The sequence below is a fragment of the Bacillus andreraoultii genome, from assembly GCF_001244735.1.
Taxonomy (GTDB): Bacteria; Bacillota; Bacilli; order Bacillales; family Caldibacillaceae; genus Caldifermentibacillus; species Caldifermentibacillus andreraoultii.
The window spans coordinates 1,126,770-1,142,737 of the sequence record NZ_LN868937.1 but is presented as its reverse complement, the minus strand read 5'-3'; the positions used below and the strand labels follow the sequence as shown (position 1 = coordinate 1,142,737).

Annotated in this window: 13 protein-coding genes; 1 reads left to right on the top strand and 12 read right to left on the bottom strand. The window is 34.7% G+C overall.

Annotated elements, in window-relative coordinates; translation table 11 throughout:
* Window positions 1-146: 146 nt before the first annotated feature.
* From hflC to citZ, 7 genes are all read right to left on the bottom strand, one after another.
* Entirely contained in the window at window positions 147-1,073 is a 927-nt protein-coding gene (gene hflC / locus BN2144_RS10635; RefSeq protein ID WP_033828213.1) for a protease modulator HflC, read from the bottom strand.
* Window positions 1,066-2,076, bottom strand: coding sequence for an FtsH protease activity modulator HflK (gene hflK, locus BN2144_RS10630; RefSeq protein ID WP_033828212.1), 1,011 nt, complete (start codon window positions 2,074-2,076; stop codon window positions 1,066-1,068). The genes hflC and hflK overlap by 8 nt, the downstream gene beginning before the upstream one ends.
* A 127-nt stretch (window positions 2,077-2,203) precedes the next feature.
* Window positions 2,204-4,006, bottom strand: a complete 1,803-nt coding sequence (gene pnpS / locus BN2144_RS10625) for a two-component system histidine kinase PnpS (RefSeq protein ID WP_033828211.1) — start codon at window positions 4,004-4,006, stop codon at window positions 2,204-2,206.
* A complete protein-coding gene (locus BN2144_RS10620) occupies window positions 4,003-4,710 on the bottom strand; it encodes a response regulator transcription factor (protein WP_033828210.1) in 708 nt (235 codons plus the stop codon). Before BN2144_RS10620 ends, pnpS begins: the two co-directional genes overlap by 4 nt.
* Before the next feature lie 280 nt (window positions 4,711-4,990).
* On the bottom strand, window positions 4,991-5,926 hold the full coding sequence (gene mdh, locus BN2144_RS10615; RefSeq protein WP_033828209.1) for a malate dehydrogenase: 936 nt from the start codon (window positions 5,924-5,926) through the stop codon (window positions 4,991-4,993).
* Window positions 5,927-6,088: 162 nt separating this feature from the next.
* Window positions 6,089-7,357 carry an NADP-dependent isocitrate dehydrogenase gene (gene icd / locus BN2144_RS10610; RefSeq protein WP_033828208.1) on the bottom strand — a complete coding sequence of 423 codons (1,269 nt, stop codon included), beginning with the start codon at window positions 7,355-7,357 and terminating at the stop codon, window positions 6,089-6,091.
* A gap of 110 nt (window positions 7,358-7,467) precedes the next feature.
* The gene (gene citZ / locus BN2144_RS10605) at window positions 7,468-8,583 is read right to left on the bottom strand and encodes a citrate synthase (RefSeq protein WP_033828207.1); all 1,116 of its coding nucleotides are present in this window, start codon (window positions 8,581-8,583) and stop codon (window positions 7,468-7,470) included.
* 670 nt (window positions 8,584-9,253) lie between these two features.
* On the opposite strand from citZ, the gene ytvI reads away from it, so the two are divergent.
* Complete coding sequence (gene ytvI, locus BN2144_RS10600) at window positions 9,254-10,360, top strand: sporulation integral membrane protein YtvI (protein ID WP_033828206.1); 1,107 nt, start codon at window positions 9,254-9,256, stop codon at window positions 10,358-10,360.
* Between the two features lie 238 nt (window positions 10,361-10,598).
* On the opposite strand, the gene BN2144_RS10595 is transcribed toward ytvI, so the two are convergent.
* The 5 genes from BN2144_RS10595 to accD form a co-directional block, all read right to left on the bottom strand.
* Window positions 10,599-10,985, bottom strand: a complete 387-nt coding sequence (locus BN2144_RS10595) for an FxsA family protein (protein WP_033828205.1) — start codon at window positions 10,983-10,985, stop codon at window positions 10,599-10,601.
* Between the two features lie 76 nt (window positions 10,986-11,061).
* Window positions 11,062-12,822 (bottom strand): pyruvate kinase, encoded by a 1,761-nt coding sequence (pyk, locus tag BN2144_RS10590; protein WP_033828204.1) that lies wholly within the window; start codon window positions 12,820-12,822, stop codon window positions 11,062-11,064.
* 23 nt (window positions 12,823-12,845) lie between these two features.
* Window positions 12,846-13,805 carry a 6-phosphofructokinase gene (gene pfkA / locus BN2144_RS10585; protein ID WP_033828203.1) on the bottom strand — a complete coding sequence of 320 codons (960 nt, stop codon included), beginning with the start codon at window positions 13,803-13,805 and terminating at the stop codon, window positions 12,846-12,848.
* A 238-nt stretch (window positions 13,806-14,043) separates the two neighbouring features.
* On the bottom strand, window positions 14,044-15,015 hold the full coding sequence (gene accA / locus BN2144_RS10580) for an acetyl-CoA carboxylase carboxyl transferase subunit alpha (RefSeq protein WP_033828202.1): 972 nt from the start codon (window positions 15,013-15,015) through the stop codon (window positions 14,044-14,046).
* The gene (gene accD / locus BN2144_RS10575; RefSeq protein ID WP_033828201.1) at window positions 15,012-15,875 is read right to left on the bottom strand and encodes an acetyl-CoA carboxylase, carboxyltransferase subunit beta; all 864 of its coding nucleotides are present in this window, start codon (window positions 15,873-15,875) and stop codon (window positions 15,012-15,014) included. Before accD ends, accA begins: the two co-directional genes overlap by 4 nt.
* Between the last annotated feature and the right edge of the window lie 93 nt (window positions 15,876-15,968).

Genomic DNA, 15,968 nt, shown 5'->3' with positions numbered 1-15,968 from the left:
GTCGCTTTTCTTCCCCTATTCTAGCATGGAATGAATGGAAAAGGAAAACGACTAAATTCGTATTTTATCCTTGTTAGTGACAAAAATTAAGACCTAGCATCTTCTGGACAAAGCTATAGATAATAAGTATTTTCACTTACCAATTTTTACTTCACATACCCTTGTAATAATTTTGCATAAGGTGAATTGGATGGTAAAATAATGACCGTTTCATCATTAATTGTCTTCTTATAAGATTCTAATGTTCTGTATAGACTATAAAAATCTGGGTCTTTAGAAAAAGCTTCATTGTATATTTTTGCAGCCTCTCCTTCCCCTTCAGCACGAATGACTTCAGCGTCTGCTTGTGCTTTTGAAACCATTTCTTTTACTTCCCGATCTGTTTCTGCCATTATTTCGTTTTTCTTCGCATCACCTTGAGATAAATAATCTTGGGCAGTCGATTCCCGTTCACTAATCATTCGTGTATATACCGATTGCTCGTTTTCAGCAGGTAAATCAGTTCGCTTAATCCTTACATCAATGACTTTTATCCCGTATTTATCATGATTTAATAATTCATTTACTTGTTCGGTAACCCGATCGTTCAAGCTACCTCTGGATGAGTTTTCATCATTTATTATTTCATCATAATTGAGTCGACCTAGTTCAGACCGGACGACAGCATAGACAAACTCCTCCATTCTCGCCTCAGCACTTTCTACGGTCCGCGCATTAATAATCAAGTCTTCTGGATCATCAATTCGCCAAATTGCATAATTATCAATAATCATTCGTTTTTTATCTTTCGTATTAATTTCTGACTGTTCAACATCTAATGTCATTTGGTATTTCGGTAGTGTTGTTACCGTCTGGATAAAAGGAAGTTTATAATTAATTCCAGGTTCTTGAATAACTCTTTTTATTTCCCCGAATTGCCGAACGATTTTATACTCACCTTCTTTTACGATAAACATGTTCGTTAAAAGTATGAAAAGAAGGAGTGCAATGAGAAATAGAAATATCCCTGTCTTAATCCATTTACGGAATGGAAAATCATTGCGTCTTTGTTCCATGTCAACTACATTACTCATTCTTTTCACTTCCTTCCTTTACCTTTGATCCCTTCTGTTCCTCTGTAGATTTTTGTTCCTCTGCTGACTTCTGTTGCGTCTTCTCTAACGGGGTGAGCGGTAAATATTTTAATGTTTCACCATTATCGTTCATAATATAAATTTGAGCATTCGGCAATACTTGTTCAATTGTTTCAATTGTTAACCGTTCTCGCGTAACTTCAGGGCTATTTTTATATTGTTTATATAAACTATTAAAGACGGCAACATTCCCACGTGCCTCTTCAATACGAGCTGCTTTTTCTCCCTTTGCTCGGGACATGATTGCTGCTACTTCCCCTTCAGCTTCATTCACTTTTTGATTACGGTATTTTTGTGCTTCGTTAATTTTCGTATTCATCGTTTCTCTAGCATCAGTTACGTTTGTAAACGCAGAACGAACTTCATCATTTGGTAATTCAACATCTTGTAATTTTACAGCTAAAACGGTTACACCAATATCATATCTAGCAACTAGTTCTGCTAAGCTTTCTCGTACATGTGCTTCAATATCTGAACGTCCAGAAGTTAAGGCATCATCAATTTTTGTACTTCCGATAATGCTGCGTAAAGATGCACTTGTTGCATCATATAAAATTTCGTCTGGTTTCTCTGCATTAAATAAAAATTTTACTGGATCAGTTATTTTCCATTGAACGACTAAATCCGCAAGAACGATATTTTCGTCTCCAGTAATCATTTTCGTATCATTTTGATTTTCAGACTCTAATTTTCTATCTTTTTCTTTATAACCAAATTGTAAACTATACGTTTCTTTTGATAGTTTCTCTACCATTTGTATTGGCCAAGGTAACTTAAACTTCAGACCTGGCTCGGTTACAGTCTCTTCTGCTTTACCAAAAGTTAATATAACAGCTTGTTCAGATTCATCTACTGTATACCAAGATGTAAATCCTACTAAAATGAGTAATAAAATCCCTAAAACGATTCCTAACACTGAGTATATCTGCTTAAGGTTTACCATCCAATCTCCCTCTCCATTTTCTCTTTCTAATATATACGGTAATAAGGACAATAAGTTTCAGAAAGATAAAGTGATACTTATCCTTTCTTGTCATTCGCTAAAACGTAATCGTCCCTTAACGGACAACCTATTGTTTAGATGAAGTTGAATTGTATTCATTTAAATTAGTAGAAAGTTTTTTCGGTAACTTTACTATAAAATTAGAACCTCTTCCTACTTCACTATCTACTCGTATTTCCCCGTGATGTGCTTCAACAGAATGCTTGACAATTGCTAATCCGAGACCTGTACCGCCAGAGTTTCTACTTCTTGCTTTGTCAACCCGATAAAACCGTTCAAAAACACGTGGAATCTCTTCAGTTTCAATTCCAATACCTGTATCTCGAATGGATATTGTGACATAGTCTTGTTCATCCCTAATATCAATATAAATATTCCCGCCCGGTAATGTGTATGATAAGGCATTGGATATTAAATTAATAAAAATTTGTTGGATTCGCAAAAGATCTCCTTCAATGATTTGATTTCGGTTATTCGGATCTATTTGTATATCAATATTCTTTTCTTTCGCACGCTTTTTTAATGAATCGACAATATCAAGAATAACTTTACATATTTGTACTTCTTTAATATTCAAGTGTAAATTATCACTTTCAATTTTCGATAACTCAAGTAAGTCGTAAACGAGTGATTGTAGCCGATTACTTTCTTTCAAAATAATATTTAAGAAAGATTCTAAAGCTTGTTGATCATGCAAAGCGCCATCTAATAATGTTTCTGTAAAACCTTTAATAGAAGTTATCGGTGTCTTTAATTCATGTGAAACATTTGCAACGAAATCTTTCCGTATTTTTTCTAATTTTTTAATTTCTGTTATATCGTGAAAAGCGAGAACAATTCCTTTCCATTCATTCGCTAGACTTATAATCGGCGCACCGTAAACCTCAAAGTCTTTCATTTGAATATTCATTGGTATTGTAATTTGTTTTCTTATCTTTTGTTCTGTCATAAAAATCGTTTCGATAGTTTCATTAACAATTTCATATTCAATAACGTCTAAATATGTCTTTCCAATAATATCTTGTGAAGCGACATGAAACATTTCATTAAACATTTGGTTGATAAGTGTAATCCGACCTTTCGCATCAATCAAAATTAATGGCATTCCTATATTTTCAATTACTGCCTGTAAACGGTCTTTTTGCATTTCTTGCTCTTTTGTAATCTTTTGAAGATTTCTTGCCAATATATTTATTGAAGTATTTAACGTACTAAACTCATTATATTGATCTTCATGTGCACGGGCATGATAATTCCCTTTCGCAAGTTCAATCGCTGTTCTTGTTGCTGATTCAACTGGTTTTGTAAAATTCGTTGTTATTTTTGAACCAATTATGAGAATGACGATAAAAGAGCCTCCGAGTATGAGAGACAATAATAACCATAATTGTTTGTATGAAATCATTAATTCATTTGCTTCAGAAGATAGTATAACAATTCCATCTAATTCATCACTGATTTCAATAGTTGACCAAAAATAAAATATATTATATCCATTTTCAATATGTTTTGTCCCTGTTTTTTCTTTATTTATTTCATGAATAATACTCTTTATTTCTTTATTATGATTTTTATAATTTCCACCATACTTATTCGAGTCAAATAATATGTTTCCTGCACTGTCAACAATCGTAATTCTAGATTTTAAAACTTCTTGTGTATGCTCAATTCTTTCGTTATTGACAGTATGAACGCCACCTTGATCTTCAATTTGTTTAGCAATTAATACCCCTTCTTGTTTCATTTGCTCTTGGAAAGAATTTAAATACGATGTTTTAAAAAGTTGACCGAGTAACAAACCTAATCCGATAAATACTGAAATAAGTAGGAGGATCAGTGCAAAAATCATTTTATAACGTAACTCTTTCATCCTTTGGGCTCCTCAAACTTATATCCAAGGCCACGAATTGTCTTTATGTACTGTGGTTTCTTAGAGTTTTCCTCTATTTTTTCGCGAAGATGACTAATGTGGACATCAACAATTCGTGAGTCTCCAACAAAGTCATAATTCCATACTGCGTTTAGTAGTTGATCCCGTGATAAAACACGCCCCTTATTTTTCGTTAAGTAAAGGAGTAATTCGAATTCTTTCGGAGTGAACTCCAATCGTTCCCCATTTAAGTATACCTCGTATTGTTCTGGTAAGATTTCTAATGGACCAACAATAATTTTGTCTGTATCATGTACTGTTTCCACTTGTGTAAACATTCGAGTTCTTCGGAGGATTGCCTTCACTCGAGCAACAACCTCTCTTGGACTAAAAGGTTTCGTCATATAATCGTCTGCTCCTAATTCGAGCCCTAATATTTTATCAATTTCATCATCTTTTGCCGTTAACATCAGTATTGGAATATGCATTTGCTCTTTCCTTAATTCTTTACAGACATCCATTCCATCCATTTTCGGTAACATTAAATCAAGAATGATGAGTGCTGGTGATTCTGCCTTTGCTTTATTTAACCCTTCTTTTCCATCAAAAGCTGTAATAACATCATATCCTGCTTGCTGTAAATTATATTGTAGTAAAGTTACAATCGATTGCTCATCATCAACAACTAAAATTTTCTCACTCACTATCATAGCCCTCCAAAGAATTGGTACAGAAATTATTTTGTTTTTTGCTTAAAAAAAGCTGGAACTAGGTATAATGACGCGCCTATTATAGGATAATATTAAAATTCCAAACTTATAGAACTATTATAACAATTATTAGACAATCATTCAGTACTTTCATCTTTTATCTCAATAAGGGGGATATTATAAAAAAGAGGTACTGTTTGATAAAAACAGATACCCCATTTTCTTTGAGAGAACTAAACTTTCCACTCCACAGCGGACTTTCTACTTCATAAAATTAAACGAGAACACTTAACACATTTTTAACAGATTCCGCGGATTTATTTAAAGCTGCTTTTTCTTCCTCGGTTAAATCAAGTTCGATTACTTTTTCAATTCCATTAGCACCAAGTATTGTTGGCACCCCTAAATATATTCCATCAAATCCATACTCACCTTCTAAATAAGCAATGGCTGGTAAAATACGCCGTTGATCTTTAATAATTGCTTCGACCATTTGTGTTAGGGAAGCAGCTGGTGCGTAATATGCACTACCATTTCCTAATAAATTTACAATCTCTCCCCCACCAGTCCGAGTTCTAGCAACAATTTCATCAAGGCGCTCTTTAGGTAGTAATTTTTCCAGAGGAATACCGCCAGCATAGGAATATCGTACGAGTGGAACCATATCATCCCCATGGCCACCTAGGACAAATCCGGTAACATCCTTAACAGAAACATTGAGCTCTTGTGCAATAAATGTACGGAAGCGGGCAGTATCTAATACACCGGATTGTCCTATGACACGGTTTTTTGGAAAACCTGACTCCTTAAAAACGGTATATGTCATAGCATCTACTGGATTTGTCAAAACAATGATTGTACAATGTGGGGAATATCTAGCAATTTCATGTGTAACGATCTTCATGATTTTTTGATTTGTTTGAACGAGGTCATCACGACTCATGCCTGGTTTACGAGCAATACCAGCAGTAATTACAACAATATCTGAGTCTTTCGTATCTTCATAATTTGAAGTGCCAATTATATTTGCATCAAACCCTTGGACAGGACTTGCTTCCAACATATCTAAAGCCTTTCCTTTTGTTGGATTTTCCAGTGGTTGAATGTCTACAAGAACTACATCACCAAGTTCCTTTTGTGCAATAAATAATGCTGTTGTTGCACCCGTAAATCCCGCACCGATCACTGATATTTTTTTACGTTTTAACATATAATATCCCCCTTTATTCGTGTGAAAATCATCACTACATTTAACCTAAAGAGACAAAAAAGTTAATTAACAGGCCCCCACCTATAACTTTATGTTTCTATATATAATCAATGGGAGAAGTAAGTATTACTCTCCCATTGATCATTTTACATCTATTCTTTATTACATATTTTCAATCAATTTCGTTCCAAATTCAGAACATTTTACCTCTGTTGCACCATCCATTAATCGAGCAAAATCATAAGTAACTACTTTTGATGCGATTGTTTTTTCCATTGATTTTGTAATTAAATCAGCTGCTTCTTTCCAACCTAAATGTTCAAGCATTAATACACCCGATAAAATAACAGAAGAAGGGTTCACTTTATCAAGTCCAGCATATTTTGGTGCCGTACCATGTGTTGCTTCAAAAATTGCATGGCCAGTTTCATAATTGATATTCGCGCCTGGTGCGATTCCAATTCCACCAACTTGTGCTGCCAACGCATCAGAAATATAGTCCCCATTTAAGTTCATCGTTGCTACAACATCGAATTCACGAGGACGTGTTAAAATTTGTTGTAGGAAAATATCAGCAATAGCATCTTTAACAATAATCTTCCCTTGAGCTTCAGCATCTGCTTGAGCACGGTTAGCTGCTTCTACACCTTCAGCATCTTTAATGCGGTCATACTCAGCCCATGTGAAAACTTGGTCACCAAATTCTTCTTCAGCTAATTCATAACCCCAGTTTTTAAATGCGCCCTCAGTAAATTTCATAATATTTCCTTTATGTACAAGCGTAACAGATTTACGTCCTTCTTTAAGTGCATAGTTAATTGCAGAACGAACTAGACGCTCTGTACCTTCTTTAGAAACAGGTTTAATACCAATACCAGATGTTTCTGGGAAGCGAATTTTATTCACACTCATTTCATTTTGTAAAAATTCAATGAGTTTCTTCACTTCTGGTGTTCCTTCTTGATACTCGATTCCAGCATAAATATCTTCTGTGTTTTCACGGAAAATAACCATATCACAATCTTCTGGACGTTTTACTGGTGAAGGTACACCTTCAAACCAACGTACAGGACGTAAACATACAAATAAATCTAATTCTTGACGTAGGGCAACGTTTAGAGAACGAATTCCACCGCCAATTGGTGTTGTTAAAGGTCCTTTAATTGCAATAATATTCTCACGGATTACATCTAATGTTTCTTGTGGTAGCCATTCACCTGTTTTATTAAAAGCCTTTTCTCCAGCGTAAACTTCTTTCCAAACAATTTTTCTTTCACCGTTGTAAGCTTTATCTACAGCTGCGTCTAATACACGTGATGCAGAAGCCCAAATATCCGGCCCAGTTCCATCCCCTTCAATAAAAGGTATAATTGGATTATTAGGTACGCTTAATACCCCATTTTGAACCGTAATTTTTTCTCCTTGAGTCATGTAAATTCCCTCCAATTTCATGTTTAAAGGCTAGAAGAATGACTCCTCCTAACCTTTTTATCTATCTAGTTAATAAATTCTCTATTTAAGAGAATAGATAAACAGTTTTATTATCTATCTTCCAATGGTACATAAACTTGTTTTGTAGGTCCAACATATTCTGCACGTGGACGGATGAGACGATTGTTATCATATTGTTCTAGAATATGAGCAATCCATCCAGAAGCACGGCTTACTGCAAAGATTAACGTAAATAAATCATGATCAATTTCTAAACTATCATATACAGATGCAGAATAGAAATCTACATTTGCAGGAAGATTCTTTTCAGATGTAACGATTTCTTCAATTTTAACAGACATATCATACCATTTTGATTTTCCTGTTAATTTTGTTAGTTTTTCAGACATTAATTTTAAGTGTTTTGCACGTGGATCTCCATTGCGGTATACACGATGCCCAAAGCCCATAATTTTTTCTTTATTATCAAGCTTTTTGCGGATGTATGGCTCAATATTTTCAACAGAGCCAATTTCCGTTAACATCTTCATTACTTGTTCATTAGCGCCACCATGTAAAGGACCTTTTAATGCGCCAATTGCAGCAGTAATTCCAGAGTAAATGTCAGATAGCGTTGCCACACAGACACGTGCAGTAAATGTTGACGCATTCAATTCATGATCTGCATGAAGAACAAGTGCTTTATCAAATGCTTCAATCGCAATAGCATCTGGCTCATTACCAGTCAACATGTATAAGAAATTAGCTGCGAGACCTAAATCTTTACGTGGTTCAATTGGTTCCAAGCCTTTACGAATTCTCGAAAACGCTGCCACAATTGTCGGAATTTTCGCCTGTATACGTATTGCTTTTCGATAGTTCGCATCACTTGTTTGTACATCTGCTTCCTCATCAAATAAACCTATGTATGAGACAGCAGAGCGTAATGCAGCCATTGGATGAACTTGAGTAATCGGGTATGATTTTAGGTGGTCAATAACTTCATTTGGAATTGCTGCATGATTAGCAAGTTGAATTCTTAAATCTTCTAATTCTACCGTATTTGGTAAGCGGCGATGCCAAAGTAAATAGACAACTTCTTCAAATGAAGAATTTTCAGCTAAATCATCAATATCATATCCTACATACGTTAATTTATCATCAATTATAGAACTGATTGTAGAATTAGCTGCAACTACCCCTTCTAACCCTTTTGTAGCCGTCATAACAATTTCCCCCTTAATTGGAATTTTTAAAATTATTATTGTAATAATATCCTAGCAAATAATTATTTTTAAAACAATTAATTTCCCTTTTATTCGAAACAATTCATATCAATCTATTAAAATTATATTTCCGGCATTTTTCACCCTTTCCAAATTTAAAATCATAAATATAGTTCCCTTTATTCCAAAAATTGTAATTAGAAGCTTCTTACCTCTATTTTATTATAGAGTGATGGGATTTGAAAAAGAAAATGCTTACAAAAATATATTTTTTAATAAATTCCTACTTTAATTGCTATTATAACTGATAATAACCGGTTTGTGAACTAGCTGTGACTAAAATGTGAACAAAATTTTATTTTTTCACAAAAACATTTTTACAATATTTGTATAGATAAAGATAAAAAGTCATACTTTTTCTGTTTTAGTTTATTTTTTTCTATTTTATGTATAATATGTGAAAAAAGTTCAAATAATAAAATTTATTTTCACAAACATTTTTTATTGTTTTCGTTTATTATCGGTTATGGGAATAAGATTCTTACTTTATTGAAAATTTATTAGGAATACTCATATTTAATATGGAAGATAAAACATCTTTGCGATAAACTATTGTATAAAGTAAAACCATTCAAGATTAGGTTTATCCAGAATGCAGGAGGATCAATCAGTGAATAAAATTTATTTACAACGTATTACTCGGGCCCTTTTTGTTGTGGTATCTGTCATTTTGTTTGCTTTTTCAATATATTATTTATCTAGCTTAACCTATCCGTTCATCATTGCATGGATAATTGCCTTAATGATGAACCCCCTCGTGAATTTTTTAGATGTAAAAGGAAAGCTTCCTAGAGCATTAGCAGTTTTACTTGTTCTTATATTAATGTTTGGACTATTTGCAGGAATTCTTACATTACTTATATCCCAACTCATTTCCGGCGCAGAATACTTATCAAAAACGATGCCTGATAATATTAATGTTTTTGTTTTATATGTACAGCACTTAATTACAGACACCATTTTACCTTTCTATCGTGATATGACAAGTTTGTTTAATAATTTGAATCAAGGACAACAAGAGACCATCATTAGTAATATTAATGATATAGGTGCTAATATAGCATCATCACTTGGGAATGTAATTCAAATGATTTTAACAAAAATCCCAGCTATCATCTCTTGGTTTCCTAACGCAGCAACTGTATTTATATTCACAATACTGGCTACCTTTTTTATTAGTAAAGATTGGTATCGACTAAAAAGTCTTGCACGAAAATTTGTCCCTGTTGCAATACGTCAAGGCAGTATGAAAGTGTATGTAGACTTAAGAAAAGCACTTTTCGGTTTTATTCGTGCCCAAGTGACACTAATCTCAATCACAGCAGTAATTGTTTTAATTGGATTGTTCATTTTACGTGTGAATTATGCGGTTGCACTTGCTTTTATTATCGGTATTATTGATTTATTGCCATACCTTGGAACGGGTCTTGTTTTTGTACCTTGGATTATTTATGAATTTATTGTGGAAAATTACTCTTTAGGAATTGGCTTGCTTGTTCTTTACATTGTCGTACTTGTACAAAGACAAGTCATGGAACCGAAAATTGTTTCTACAAATATTGGAATTACACCTTTAGCTTCGTTAATGTCAATTTTTGTCGGGTTGCAGTTACTTGGATTCACCGGGTTGATTATTGGACCGATTGTCGCTGTTCTGATTAGCACTCTTCAAAAAGCAAATGCCTTTCAACGTTTATGGGAATTTATTAAAGGTTAAGAAAGAAAACTCAAGACGCTCAAGCCTTTGCACGGGGAGAACCGTAGTTTGCTAAAAAGAGCGTTTTTCGGCTTAGATGTAGCTGCTAGAGCCTCTCTTTGGACCTTAAGCGAGGAAGAGGAGAAATCAAAAAATTTAACTTTTCTCTGCAACCAAAAAGGAGCTATCTAGTGCTACCTTAAGATAAGAGTAGTTCGTAGTCTAGATATCTCCTTCTTTAAATGTGAACAATATTTTTTTATTTCATTATAAATATGGTGCTTCGGTCAATCCATCTTTTTATCCATTTTATAAGGAGGGGCTTAATCATTTTTCTTGTAGGTGGAAGAAGTAATAATAAACCAAAACAATCGGTCACAAAACCGGGTAAGATTAAAAGGATTCCCCCGACAAAAACACATACACCGTCTAATATAGCATTTCCTGGCGGACGTCCGGACCGAATTTCTGCTTGTGCCCTCCGAATTACTTCTAATCCTTCTTTTTTTAATAGGATTGTCCCTAGTATTCCTGTTAGGATAATAACCATTACAGTATTCCAAATGCCTATCGTGTTTCCTGATATAAGCAATACACCAATTTCAAGTGCAGGTAGGAGAATAAAAATTGGTAGGAGAATTCGCACTTTAGCACCACCCCAATATGAAGTTAAAGCAATTGGCTTAGACCAATTGCTTTAATTATTTTATCACTTTTTAATTTTATAAAACATTATTATGCCCTTCATAAATTAATCCCGAACTAGCATCAACAGTTACGTCTTGACCATCTTTTAATGCAGTAAGCGCATCTTTAACCCCTACAATGACTGGAATACCAACATTCAAGCCCACGACTGCCGCATGGCTTGTTAATCCACCTTCTTCAGTAATGAGTGCTTGGCATTTTTCAATGGCAGGTACCATATCACGATCTGTTGCATACGTAACAAGAACGGAATGTTCATCTACTTTTTCTAACGCTTCCTTACTATTCTTCGCAACAACGACTTTACCAAAAGCATTCTTCCTACCGATACCTTGACCTTTTGCAAGGATACTACCAACAACATGGATTTTCATCATGTTTGTTGTTCCAGCTGCACCGACTGGTACTCCTGCAGTAACAACAACATTATCTCCATGTTTTACTACTCCACTCGTTAAACTTTCATTTATAGCTAGGTCAAGCATTTCGTCAGTTGAGCCAACATTTTGACCACGTTGCGGATAAACACCCCATACTAGAAGTAATTGTCTTAATACTCGATCATGGCTTGTTACAGCAACAATGGGAGCCTTAGGTCGATATTTCGATACCATTTGAGCAGTATGTCCACTTTCTGTTGGTGTAATAATTGCATTAATATCTAAATTAATTACAGTATGAGCAACAGATTGACAAATTGCATCAGTAATATTATGTTCTGTTTCTTTACTACGCATTGCTAAAATTTCTTTATGATTTAATGCACTTTCAGCCCGAAGCGCAATGTTATGCATTGTTTGAACAGCCTCTACAGGATAATCTCCAGCAGCCGTTTCACCAGAAAGCATAATTGCATCGGTACCATCAAAAATAGCGTTCGCAACGTCACTAGCTTCAGCCCTTGTTGGACGAGGATTTCTTTGCATTGAATCTAACATCTGTGTAGCGGTAATAACAGGTTTAGCATATTTATTGCATTTTTTAATTAGCATTTTTTGAACTAATGGAACTTCTTCAGCAGGAATCTCCACACCAAGATCTCCACGGGCAACCATTAACCCATCACTAATTTCTAAAATATCATCTATATTATCGACGCCTTCTTGGTTTTCAATTTTAGGGATGATATGAATATCTGTGGCATTATATTTTTCTAATAGTTCACGAATCTCAAGCACATCACTAGGACGACGTACGAAAGATGCTGCGATGAAATCAATCCCTTGTTCAATACCAAAGATGATATCATTTGCATCTTTTTCTGTAATTCCTGGTAAGTTTACCGAAACGCCTGGAACATTTACACCTTTTTTATTTTTTAATACACCTTTATTTAATACTTTTGTAACGATTTCACCTTTGTCTTTATGTATATCTGTTACTTCAAGTCCAATTAAACCGTCATCAAGTAATATTTTAGAACCCACAAATACATCATTAATTAAACCCTCATATGTAATAGAGAACTTTTCAGGAGTTCCAAGAACCTCATTCATACTTACAGTGACAGTCGTTCCCTCAACTAATTCAATTGCGCCATCTTTCATATTATGAGTGCGAATTTCTGGTCCTTTTGTATCGAGTAAAATAGCAATATTTTTCCCAGTGATTTCTTCTGCTTCACGAATATTTTTTATTCGAGCAGCATGTTCTTCATGGTCTCCATGTGAAAAATTTAGTCGAGCTACGTTCATTCCGGATTCAATTAATTGAACTAATTTTTCCACACTTTCACTTGCAGGTCCAATCGTACATACTATTTTCGTTCTTCTCATTTGGTTTATCCTCCTACTCGGTCTTATATCGAAAGTTCTTTTGCTAAACGAATAACTTCATCATCTATATGATGTCGTTGATTAAAAATATTTGCAATTGCATGATCAACAATTTTATTATTTACGATACCTACAGCTCGACCACCTTTACCTTCGAGTAGTAATTCAACAGCACGGGCACCAAGACGACTTGCTAATAAGCGATCTGTTGCTGTTGGAGAACCTCCTCTTTGAATGTGGCCTAATACAGATACACGAACGTCTGCATCAATTTTTTGTTTTAATTCTTCTGCTAGTGTAACTCCACTCATTACGCCTTCTGCAACAACAATAATACTATGTTTCTTTCCTCTTTCTTTTCCTCGTTGCAAACGATCAACAATATCATCAATGGTCGTTTTTTCTTCCGGAATAAGAATGGTTTCTGCTCCACCAGCTAATCCTGCCCAAAGAGCAATATCTCCTGCATCTCGACCCATTACCTCAATAACAAAAGTACGTTCATGAGAGGAAGCGGTGTCACGAATTTTATCAATTGCATCAATGACTGTATTAATTGCTGTATCGAAACCAATTGTAAATTCTGTTCCTACAATATCATTATCAATTGTGCCTGGTACACCAACACAAGGAAAACCTAATTTTGTTAATGCATTTGCACCACGATAAGATCCGTCTCCACCAATGACGACTAATCCCTCGATACCATGTTGATTTAATTGTTCTAATGCCTTTTCTTGAACTTTCACATCAGCAAATTCAGGGAGACGAGCAGAACGTAAAATAGTTCCTCCTCTGTGAATAATGTCACCAACTGAACCTAATTCTAATTTTTCTAAGTTTCCATGTACTAAACCATAATAACCATTATAAATCCCGTAAACATCTAGATGATGGTAAATTCCTTTTCGAACGACTGCACGAATAGCAGCATTCATGCCTGGAGCGTCTCCACCACTTGTTAAAACAGCAATTTTTTTCAACACAATCACCTCACCGAAAAACGATTTCATTAATTTTGGAACTTTGTTAAGTACTAAACAAATGTCATATTTACCTTACCACGATACATGTTTAAACTCAATATGAATCGAAGAATAAACAAAAATACAGAATAGTCTTGTTACAGGAAGCGCTATCTTTTCTAACATACGGTTTCACTCGAATAAAAATTAATAGATATGATTATTATTTAAAAAAGAACGTGCATTATACACGTTCTTAACTATTTTGTATTGTCTTTTCTGAGAAGCGACCAATTTGAGCAAATTTTTGATATCGATGATTTACTAGTTCTTCTTTTGATAAAAGTAAGAGTTCATTTAAAGAATTCTCTAAAACGAAATCGATTAAATTGGCTTGTTCCTCAACATTATGGTGTGCACCACCTTTTACTTCCGGGATGATCTGATCAATAACTCCTAAGTTTTTCAGATCATAAGCAGTTATTTTCATTGATTCTGCTGCCTTTTTTGCAAGACTAGCATCTTTCCATAAAATGGACGCTGCGCCTTCAGGGGAGATAACGGAATAGGTGGAGTTTTCTAGCATATGTATATGATTTCCTACACCCAATGCAAGGGCACCGCCGCTCCCACCTTCACCAATGACAATACATATAATTGGCACCTTTAACCCAGCCATTTCAAATAAGTTTCTCGCAATAGCTTCACTTTGTCCTCTTTCTTCAGCAGCTTTTCCTGGATAAGCACCTTTTGTATCAATAAAACAAACGATTGGACGGTTAAATTTGTTTGCTTGATACATAAGACGTAATGCTTTACGATATCCTTCAGGGTGAGGCATACCAAAATTACGTCGGATATTTTCCTTCGTATCTTTTCCTCTTTGGTGGCCAATTACTGTAATTGGTTTGCCTTTATACTTCGCAATTCCGCCGACAATCGCCTCATCATCACCGAATGTGCGATCTCCGTGTAATTCAAAAAAATCGTCAAACAAATAATGGATATAATCTAAAGTTGTTGGCCGATTTGGATGTCTAGCAATCTGTACCCGGTCCCATGGCTTTAAATTTTTATAAATTTCTTCTTCTAAATTTTGAAGACGAACCTCTAACTTTGTCATTTCTTCAGTCAAATCAACATTTGCATTTTTCGTAATCGATTTTAATTCTTCAAGCTTTTTGCGTAAGTGAATAATTGGCTTTTCAAATTCAAGTTCGCCTGTCATTCTTCTTCACCTCCATATTGATGAAGTTCAAGAATTAGAGACAATTTTTCACGTAATTCCTTCCGATGAATCACTGCGTCAAGTTGTCCATGTTTTAATTGGAATTCAGCAGTTTGAAAGTCTTCAGGAAGTTCTTCGCGAATTGTCTGTTCTATGACTCTTTTACCTGCGAAACCAATAAGTGCTCCAGGTTCGGCAAAATTGTAGTCACCCAATGAGGCAAAACTTGCTGATACACCACCAGTCGTTGGATGAGTCATAACTGTAATAATTAAGCCACCATGACTACTAAATCGTTTTAATGCAGCACTGGTCTTAGCCATTTGCATTAAGCTTAAAACTCCTTCTTGCATTCTCGCACCGCCTGATGCCGTAAAAATAATAAATGGTACTTGCAACTCATCAGCTTTTTCAATCGCACGAGTAATTTTTTCACCGACGACAGAACCCATACTTCCCATTCTGAACGTAGAATCCATTACCGCAATAGAGACTGTTTTCTGCTCAATTGTACCAATTCCAGTCACAACGGCCTCATTCATACCTGTTTTTTTTCGATCCTTTTCAACTTTCTCCAAGTAGTCTGGAAAATTTAATGGGTTGACCGAGACAATATCTTTGTCCATTTCTTCAAAAGAATGTTCATCTAATAAATCGGTAAGTCGTTCTTTTGCATTCATTGGAAAATGATAATCACAATGGAGACAAATTTTTTGATTTTGCTCTAGTTCTTTTGTGAACATAATTTTTTTACAGTTTGGACACTTTGTCATGATGCCAACAGGTACATCGTTTGTTGCAGATGGTACTGGAATCGTAGCATATGTTTTTTTACTTTTTGAAAATAGGTCTTTTATCAAGGTACTTCCCCCTTGTTCATTCACTCTACAGCTTGTCTTATTTTTTAAGTACAATAAGTATATAGATTTGGTTTTTATAATAAAAACTTATCA

Bases quoted from the DNA above. Each gene is read 5' to 3' on its own strand.
- hflC (WP_033828213.1), bottom strand. From the start codon at position 1,073: ATGAGTAATGTAGTTGACATGGAACAAAGACGCAATGATTTTCCATTC.
- hflK (WP_033828212.1), bottom strand. From the start codon at position 2,076: ATGGTAAACCTTAAGCAGATATACTCAGTGTTAGGAATCGTTTTAGGG.
- pnpS (WP_033828211.1), bottom strand. From the start codon at position 4,006: ATGAAAGAGTTACGTTATAAAATGATTTTTGCACTGATCCTCCTACTT.
- mdh (WP_033828209.1), bottom strand. From the start codon at position 5,926: ATGTTAAAACGTAAAAAAATATCAGTGATCGGTGCGGGATTTACGGGT.
- icd (WP_033828208.1), bottom strand. From the start codon at position 7,357: ATGACTCAAGGAGAAAAAATTACGGTTCAAAATGGGGTATTAAGCGTA.
- citZ (WP_033828207.1), bottom strand. From the start codon at position 8,583: ATGACGGCTACAAAAGGGTTAGAAGGGGTAGTTGCAGCTAATTCTACA.
- pyk (WP_033828204.1), bottom strand. From the start codon at position 12,822: ATGAGAAGAACGAAAATAGTATGTACGATTGGACCTGCAAGTGAAAGT.
- accA (WP_033828202.1), bottom strand. From the start codon at position 15,015: ATGACAGGCGAACTTGAATTTGAAAAGCCAATTATTCACTTACGCAAA.